At 71.4% G+C, this 6,881-nt stretch carries 7 protein-coding genes; 4 read left to right on the forward strand and 3 right to left on the reverse strand.

The features are described from left to right. Complete coding sequence (locus ACFWIW_RS23875; protein WP_378370455.1) at positions 1-891, forward strand: serine/threonine dehydratase; 891 nt, start codon at positions 1-3, stop codon at positions 889-891. Here ACFWIW_RS23875 and ACFWIW_RS23880 read toward each other — a convergent pair. Continuing rightward, positions 869-2,350: a sensor histidine kinase gene (locus ACFWIW_RS23880; protein ID WP_378370456.1), complete on the reverse strand. Its 1,482-nt coding sequence runs from the start codon at positions 2,348-2,350 to the stop codon at positions 869-871. The genes ACFWIW_RS23875 and ACFWIW_RS23880 overlap by 23 nt on opposite strands. Further along, a complete protein-coding gene (locus tag ACFWIW_RS23885; RefSeq protein WP_378370457.1) occupies positions 2,328-3,077 on the reverse strand; it encodes a response regulator transcription factor in 750 nt (249 codons plus the stop codon). The genes ACFWIW_RS23880 and ACFWIW_RS23885 overlap by 23 nt, the downstream gene beginning before the upstream one ends. A gap of 169 nt (positions 3,078-3,246) precedes the next feature. Here ACFWIW_RS23885 and ACFWIW_RS23890 point away from each other — a divergent pair, with 169 nt between their 5' ends. Next, positions 3,247-3,816 (forward strand): hypothetical protein, encoded by a 570-nt coding sequence (locus ACFWIW_RS23890; RefSeq protein WP_378370458.1) that lies wholly within the window; start codon positions 3,247-3,249, stop codon positions 3,814-3,816. On the opposite strand, the gene ACFWIW_RS23895 is transcribed toward ACFWIW_RS23890, so the two are convergent. After that, a complete protein-coding gene (locus ACFWIW_RS23895) occupies positions 3,810-4,853 on the reverse strand; it encodes a hypothetical protein (RefSeq protein ID WP_378370459.1) in 1,044 nt (347 codons plus the stop codon). The genes ACFWIW_RS23890 and ACFWIW_RS23895 overlap by 7 nt on opposite strands. A gap of 53 nt (positions 4,854-4,906) precedes the next feature. Here ACFWIW_RS23895 and ACFWIW_RS23900 point away from each other — a divergent pair, with 53 nt between their 5' ends. Both ACFWIW_RS23900 and ACFWIW_RS23905 read left to right on the forward strand, forming a co-directional pair. Continuing rightward, positions 4,907-6,076, forward strand: coding sequence for a sensor histidine kinase (locus ACFWIW_RS23900; RefSeq protein ID WP_378370460.1), 1,170 nt, complete (start codon positions 4,907-4,909; stop codon positions 6,074-6,076). Then, positions 6,073-6,729, forward strand: a complete 657-nt coding sequence (locus ACFWIW_RS23905) for a response regulator (protein WP_378370461.1) — start codon at positions 6,073-6,075, stop codon at positions 6,727-6,729. The genes ACFWIW_RS23900 and ACFWIW_RS23905 overlap by 4 nt, the downstream gene beginning before the upstream one ends. The last annotated feature ends 152 nt before the right edge of the window (positions 6,730-6,881 follow it).

Below are 6,881 nucleotides of genomic sequence, written 5' to 3' on the forward strand. Positions count from 1 at the left end.
ATGAGTACTCCGACCTGGGAAGATGTCCTCAAGGCCGCCGAGGCGGTTCATCCGTTCGTGCGGCGCACGCCGGTGTTGCGCGCCGAGGTCGACGGGCGGCCGCTGGTCCTGAAGCTGGAGCATCTGCAGCGGAGCGGGTCGTTCAAACTGCGGGGCGCGGTGAACGCGCTGGTGAGCGGCCCGTTGCCGGAGCGGGTGCTGACGGCGTCCGGTGGCAACCACGGGCTGGGCGTCGCGACGGCGGCTTCACTGCTGAATCTGCCTGCGACGGTGTACGTGCCGGAGTCTGCTCCGCAGGCGAAGACGGCCAGGATCGAGGCGACGGGAGCGAAGCTCATCCGTCACGGAGCGACGTACGCCGAGGCAGCCGCGAAAGCGCTCGAAGCCGCCGCTGAGCCGGGCACGCGGTACCTGCACGCGTACGACGATCCAGCCGTCGTCGCCGGTCAGGGCACTGTCGCGGCCGAAGTGGTCCAGGACGCGCCGGACGTCGACGCGTTCCTGGTCGCGGTCGGCGGTGGCGGGCTGGTCGCGGGAACGTCGCTCGCCGGGTTGCCGACGTTCGGCGTCGAGCCGGAGCGGTGCCGGGCGCTGAACGCGGCACTGGAGGCGGGCGAGCCCGTGGATGTGGAGATCGATTCGGTCGCCGCGTCCGCGTTGGGCGCGACCAGGATCGGGAACGTGCCGTTCTCCGTGCTCCGGGACCGGGTGACGTCTCTGCTGGTCAGCGACGCGGAACTGCTCGCCGCGCGGGACCGGCTCTGGGACGAGTTCCGCCTCGCCGTCGAACCGGCCGCCGCGGTGCCGTTCGCCGCGTGGCTGGCCGGGCGGACCGAGGGCGAGCTGCCCTGCGTGATCCTCTGCGGCGCTAACAGTGAGTGGAAGCCCTGAGCACGACCCGGAACTCCGTGCGCCCCGGGCGGCTGGCGACGCCGACCTGCCCGCCGTGCGCGGCGACGACGGCCGCGACGATGGCCAGCCCGAGCCCGGTGCTGCCCGCCGCCCGCGATCGTGAGTCGTCGCCGCGCGCGAAGCGTTCGAAGACCTCCGGGAGGATCTCCGGCGGGATCCCCGGGCCACCGTCGACAATGGACAGTGCCACCGTCGAGTCCACTATGGACAGAGAAGTGGTGACCTCGGTGCCCGCCGGGGTGTGCGTGCGCGCGTTGCCGAGCAGATTGATCACCACCTGGTGCAGCTGATCCGCGTCACCGAGGACGGTGATCGGCTCCGGCGGGACCTCCAGCAGCCATTTGTGCTCCGGCCCGGCGACGTGCGCGTCGGCGACGGCGTCCGCGACCAGCCGGGAGAGATCGACCGGCTGGTGCACCACCGGGCGGCCGGAGTCGAGCCGCGCGAGCAGCAGCAGATCCTCGACCAGGCCGGTCATCCGCGTCGATTCCGACTCCACGCGGCCCATCGCGAACGCGATGTCGGGCGGCACATCGGAGCCCGAGCGCCGGGTGAGTTCCGCGTAGCCGCGGATGGCCGCGAGCGGCGTCCGCAGTTCGTGGCTGGCGTCCGCGACGAACCGGCGCACCCGGCTTTCGCTTGCCTGGCGGGCGGAAAGCGCGTTCGAGATGTGGCCGAGCATGCGGTTGAGCGCGAAACCGACCTTCCCGACCTCGGTCCGCGGATCCGTGTCCACTTCGGACACTCGTTCGGACAGCGCGACCTCGCCGCGATCCAGCGGGAGTTCGGCGACCCTGGTCGCGGTGGCGGCGAGGCGGTCGAGGGGTTTCATGGTGCGCCGCACGGTCACCGCGCCGAGCGCACCCGCCAGCAGGATGCCGCCGACGGCGACCCCGCCGAAGATGAAACCGAGGTTCCACAAGGTATCCGTGACGTCCTTGGTTGGCAGCCCGGTGATCGCGACACCGCCGTTGGCCGACTGCTTCGCGATCACGCGGTACTCCCCGAGCGACCCGAGGTCCACGTCGGTGGGCTTGTCGTCCGGCGTCGACCGCAGCAGGGCGGAGAGCTGGGCCGGGCCGATGGGGTCGTGGGGGAACGGGTCGGCGATCTTCGCGTCGTAGCTGGACCGCAGCACCGCCGCGACCACACGGCCGTCCGGGAGCAGGTTCACGAACAGCGAACCGGTGCTCTGCCCGTACGCGCGAAGGCCCTCGGGAACCCTTTCCCCGCCGGGACGGCCCGGTGGCGGCGGGCGGCTGGCGCGTTCGCTGGTCTCGGCGAGGCGGGCGTCGAGCTGGTCGATCAGGAAACTCCGCAAGGCCAGTTCGGTGACCACGCCGACCACCAGGCAGACGAGCGCGAGCAGGCCCGCGACCTGCGCGATCAGCCGTCGCCGCAGGGACCACGGCCGCCTACCCCGCGGGTTTGAGGACATACCCGGCGCCGCGCATCGTGTGGATCATCGGTTCCCTGTCGGCGTCGATCTTCTTGCGGAGATAGGAGATGTACAGCTCGACGATATTGGCCTGGCCGCCGAAGTCGTAGCTCCACACGCGGTCCAGGATCTGCGCCTTGGACAGCACGCGCTTCGGATTGCGCATGAGATAACGCAGCAGTTCGAACTCGGTCGCGGTCAGCGGCACCGGATCGCCACCGCGGTGCACCTCGCGGCTGTCCTCGTCCAGGGTCAGATCGCCGACGACGAGCGTCGACCCGCTCGGCCCTGCGACCCCGCCCGCGCGCCGGAGCAGCGCGCGCAACCGCAGCGCGACCTCCTCCAGGCTGAACGGTTTGGTGACGTAGTCGTCGCCGCCCGCGGTGAGCCCGGCGATCCGGTCCTCCACCGCGTCCTTCGCGGTCAGGAACAGGACCGGCAGGTTCGGCACCTCGGAACGCAGGCGGCGCAACACCTCCAGGCCGCTCATATCCGGCAGCATGACGTCCAGCACCACCGCGTCCGGCCGGAATTCCCTGGCGACGCGGACCGCCTCGGCGCCGTCGGCGGCGGCGCGGATGTCCCAGCCCTCCATGCGCAACGCCATCGACACCAGTTCGGACAAGGTCGGCTCGTCGTCGACGACGAGCACCCGCACGGGGCTGCCGTCGGCACGGCGCAGGCCTGCCTTCGCGGAACCGGACGAAGGGACGTTCACACTGGTCATGGTGCCATCCTGGGTGGCGCCGATGAGGCTTCTCTGTGCGCCGCCTGTGCGTTTCCTGTGAACGATCACCCGGCCGGGGCGGAATCACAGCGCGTGCCCACCGGCGGCACAGCTCCCGCACAGCGACGGCGCCGACGATGGCCGCAACCGACCACACGGAGGCGACCAGATGACCGAACCGACCAAACCGGCCGAGCCACCGGCGGGTGAGCCCGCGGCCTGGGGCGCGCCCGCCCCGGCGGGCGAACCGAAGAAGACCTGGTCGGGCCGCAAGACCGCGATCGCGGCCGTGGTGGCGGTGGTGATCGCCGCCGGCGGCGGTGCCGCGATCTGGGCCGGGACCGCCGCGAACGGCGCCGAACGGGGCACGATGATGGGCGGTCCAGGCGGCGGCCGCGTGATCATGGGCCCCGGCGGGGGTATGCCGCGCGACGCGCTGCACGGCGACTTCGTCGTCTCGGACGGCAAAGGCGGCTACAGCACCGAACGGATGCAGACCGGGGAGATCACCGAGATCAGCGCGACCTCGGTCAGCCTGACCAGCAAGGACGGCTACAAGCAGGTCTACACGATCGACGCGTCGACCATGAAGACCGGCGAGCCCAAGGCCGGCGAGACGGTGACGGTGACCGCCAAGGTCACCGGGAACACCGCGACGGCGACGACCATCGGAAAGCCGGGGCAGAACCAGCGCGGTGGGCCGCCCGGACAGGGCCAGGACGGTCAGCGGCGCTACTGAGCCACCACGGCGAGCAGGGCGGCGGCCGTCTCGGCGGGTTCCTGGCCGGACGTGTCGAGGACGACGCGGTCGCCGCCGGAGGCACGCATCCCGGCCGCCTCGGCGACCGCGCGGGCGGCCACCCGGTCACGCACACCGGGTGGCGCGCCGCGGAGTTCGTCGCCCGCCAGCAGCGCGGATTCGCCTTCGGCCCGGCGCCCGACCCGCTCGGTGAGCGTGGTGTCGTCCGCGTCGAGGTGCACGAGGGTGACCTCGTCGAAGACCCGCCGGTGCTCCGGGAGGAATTCCCTGGCGACGACGATCAGCCGCTTCGCTCCTGCGTCGCGATAGCCGCGCCAGACAGCCGAAAGGAGTGCCGAATCCGGGCTTTGCGTGAAGCCGAGTTGCGCGAGATCGACGTAGGCGACGGGCATCCCGCGCTCCCAGAGATCCCGGAGCGCGCCGAACGCGGCCGTCGACTTGCCGACCGCCGTCGGGCCGGTCACCACGGTCACCGGCCCGGGCAGCGGAGGCACGGGGTCCGGCCGCCGCGGTGTTCCGGCGTCCACGACGCAGCGGTGATACAACGCCGCGACGGTCTCCTCGGGCCGCTGCCCGGTCGTGTCCATCTCCTCGCCGAAATCGGCGCGGTCGTAGGCGTCCGCCACGGCGAAGAGGTCGGGCAGAGCGGCGGCGGGTGATCCGCGGCCGAGGAAACGGCTCCGGAGCTCGTCGCGATCGCACGTCAGGCGGATGAGCGTGAGGTCGAAATCCGGGCCGTCGATGTACGGATTCGCCGGGTCCACGACCCCGGACACGATGACCTGCGCGGTGCCTCGCAGGACTTCCAGTACCCGCAGCAGGTTGGCCGCCTTGATCGCGTGGGCGGCGTCCCCGCCGCCGGGCGGCGGGCCGATCAGCCCGAGCTGGTCGATGTCGACGTACGCGACGCTGCCGCCCGCTTCCCTCAGGCGGGTGTACAAACCCCAGGCGGTGGTCGATTTCCCGGTTCCCGGTGCTCCGGTCGTCCAGAGCACGGGCGTCTTCGCTGCCCCCATGGGTTTCGATCTTAGGAACCCCTGTCCAGCGAAATTAGGGCAGAGTTGGGCTGGTGCGGGACATCAGTGGTTCGTTGGCGAGGCAGGCCTGTGCGGTCGCGGCGGTCTGCCTGATCGCCGACGCCGGGCTGTTCCTCATCGGGGGACCGCCGCTCTCGCTCGGCTGGCAGGCGTGGGTGGTCCTGATCGGCGGCATCCTCGCCAACGCCGCGCTCGCCGGGCCTTCGCGGTATTCCGGCTGGGTCTCCGCCGCGCACGGCGCGTTGCTCGTCGCCGCGCCGCTGCTGCTGTACCCGTACGACCACTACCTGCAGGCCACCAACGCCGGCGTGCTGATCGCGGGTTACCGCGCGGGCGCCTGGCTTTCGGCCAAACCCGCGGTGGCCGCCCTCGTGACGATGCTCGCCGGGCTCGTCGCCTGCAACATCATCCCGGTCGACCGCGGCGACCGGGACTGGCGGCTGCTGGTGATCGACGTCGGCGTGAGCGGGCTGCTGCCGTGGATGGTCGGCCGCTACACGACCGCGCGGCGCGCGTACATCGCCGACCTCCAGCGCGCGGAGGAACAACGGCGACAGCACGAAGCCGAGGCCGTCCGCCGAGCCGTCGTCGAAGAACGCACGACGATCGCCCGCGACCTGCACGACGTGATCTCCCACCATGTCAGCGCGATCGGCGTGCACGCCGGTGCCGCGCGGCTCGGGCTGCCGGAGGGCGAACCCGCCGTCCGGCGTTCCCTCTCGGCCGTCGAATCGTCGAGCCGGGCCGCGATGGCCGATCTGCGGCGCCTGCTGGATCTGTTGCACGGCAAGGACAACGGTGACGTACAGCGGCAACCGGGGCTGGACAACCTCGACGAGCTGCTCGACAACCTCCGCACCGCCGGCCTGCCCGCGCGGCTGACCAGCCACGGCGGTCCGCGCGAACTCCCGGGTTCGGTGGACATCGCGCTGTACCGCATCGTGCAGGAGGCGCTGACGAACGCGCTCCGGCACGGCGCAGGCGGGATCGTCGAGATCGACCTCGCCTACCGGCAGACGGAGGTGCTTCTCACCATCACCAACGAGATCGGCCGCCCGAACGCGTCGGCCGAGTCGACGAAACGCGGTCTCGCCGGGATCAGGCAACGGGTCGCGTTGTTCGGCGGGCAGGCCGAATGCGGACCGCTCGACGACGGGCGGCACTGGCGGGTTCGAGTCGGTTTTCCTTTGGAGGCACAGTGATCCGGGTTCTGCTGGCCGACGACCACGCGATGTTCCGGTCCGGGATGCGCGCGGTGCTGGACACCCAGGCGGATTTCGAATGCGTCGGCGAGGCGGCGGACGGACGCGAGGCCGTCGCGCAGGCGGCCTCGCTGCGCCCGGACGTCGCCGTCCTCGACGTCCGGATGCCCAAATTGGACGGTCTGGCCGCGACCGAGGCGATCATGTCCGCGCCCGGCAACGACACCCGGGTCCTCGTGCTGACGACGTACGACTCCGACGAGTACGTCTACCGCGCGCTTCGGGCCGGCGCGAGCGGGTTCCTGCTGAAGAGCCTCGCCCCCGAAGAACTCGTCTCGGCCATGCGGGTGGCCGCGCGCGGCGACGCGCTGATCGACCCGTCGGTGACCCGGCGGCTGGTGTCGACCTTCGCCACCAGCATCGAACCCGCGGCCGCCGAACCGGCGGAGCTCGAACGGCTCACCTCACGCGAACGCGAAGTCCTCCTGCTCGTCGCCGACGCCTCCAGCAACGCGGAGATCGCCGTGCGCCTGCACGTGGGCGAGGAGACGGTGAAGACGCACGTCTCCCGGATCCTGGCGAAGCTCGGGCTGCGGGACAGGGTGCACGCCGTCGTCTACGCGTACCGCAACGGTCTCGTCGGCGGCCGGTGACCGGTTTCGCCGGGTTACGGCGACGGCGTGTTGCGGCGTGTTGCGGCGTGTTGCGGCGTGTTGCGAAAGCCACTTTCGCAACCAAACAACGGGGGAAAATGGGATTTGGCAACGCGGGGGGGTGGGGGGGGCGCCCGAGAGGGGGGTGAAGC

Origin of the sequence: Amycolatopsis sp. NPDC058340 (genome assembly GCF_042723975.1) — a bacterium.
Classification (GTDB): Bacteria; Actinomycetota; Actinomycetes; order Mycobacteriales; family Pseudonocardiaceae; genus Amycolatopsis.

What these genes read in the sequence shown, in the direction of transcription:
- ACFWIW_RS23875 (WP_378370455.1), top strand. Translation starts at nt 1, where the DNA reads ATGAGTACTCCGACCTGGGAAGATGTCCTCAAGGCCGCCGAGGCGGTT.
- ACFWIW_RS23880 (WP_378370456.1), bottom strand. Translation starts at nt 2,350, where the DNA reads ATGTCCTCAAACCCGCGGGGTAGGCGGCCGTGGTCCCTGCGGCGACGG.
- ACFWIW_RS23885 (WP_378370457.1), bottom strand. Translation starts at nt 3,077, where the DNA reads ATGACCAGTGTGAACGTCCCTTCGTCCGGTTCCGCGAAGGCAGGCCTG.
- ACFWIW_RS23890 (WP_378370458.1), top strand. Translation starts at nt 3,247, where the DNA reads ATGACCGAACCGACCAAACCGGCCGAGCCACCGGCGGGTGAGCCCGCG.
- ACFWIW_RS23895 (WP_378370459.1), bottom strand. Translation starts at nt 4,853, where the DNA reads ATGGGGGCAGCGAAGACGCCCGTGCTCTGGACGACCGGAGCACCGGGA.